The following is a 583-nucleotide window of genomic DNA, read 5'->3' as shown; positions in this document are numbered from 1 at the left end:
GTACGGGAGTCGGCGTGTCGGTCATTGCGGTTCAAAAAAAGGTTCTTCGCAGACTGGCGTGAAAACGAAGTACTCTTAGGCTAAGGCGGGATAGAGAAACGGCGGTAAATCCGAGTAAGCTGATGTTCACCACAAACGTCTGTTCACGGATACCGCCGTTGCCATGGATGCTACCCCGCTCTGCCTGTTCTGGAAAGGTTTCACCGTCGCCCATCACGAATTCCTGGATGAGCAAACGCTACGGCTCCAGTTGGCGCCTGATGACCGAGTCCCGCCGGTCTGCAGCGGCTGTGACCATGCCTGCTTTCTCGTTCATGACGTGCATCAGCGTCGCGTCCGAGAGGCGCCGTTGCTGATATACCGGGTGGAGCTGGAGGTGCCGGTACGTCGCCTGCGCTGCCCCGTCTGCGGCCCGACACGCGAGCGCATTGACTGGTTGCCGGGTCGTTCACCGGTGACCACTACGCTGCGCCAGTGGGTGGAGCGTCTGGTCGAGTTGCTGCCGATCCGGCATGTCGCCGACTTGGTCGGCCTGCACTGGCATACCGTCAAGACCATCGATAAGCAGCGCCTTCAGCGTGAC

At 60.2% G+C, this 583-nt stretch carries 2 protein-coding genes; one reads left to right on the top strand and one right to left on the bottom strand.

From position 1 onward, the window contains the following. Window positions 1-200 precede the first annotated feature (200 nt). Complete coding sequence (locus AM506_RS23610; RefSeq protein WP_160316917.1) at window positions 201-452, bottom strand: hypothetical protein; 252 nt, start codon at window positions 450-452, stop codon at window positions 201-203. Between AM506_RS23610 and AM506_RS23605 the strand changes: the two genes are divergently transcribed. Beyond that, window positions 365-583: helix-turn-helix domain-containing protein (locus AM506_RS23605; protein ID WP_369117597.1), on the top strand; the 219-nt coding region annotated here is incomplete at its 3' end. The two genes, AM506_RS23610 and AM506_RS23605, sit on opposite strands and share 88 nt — an antisense overlap.

This window comes from Rossellomorea vietnamensis, from assembly GCF_001305855.1.
GTDB lineage: Bacteria > Bacillota > Bacilli > Bacillales > Bacillaceae_B > Rossellomorea > Rossellomorea vietnamensis_A.
The sequence above is the reverse complement of the archived record's forward strand: the minus strand, read 5'-3'. Positions and strand labels throughout refer to the sequence as shown.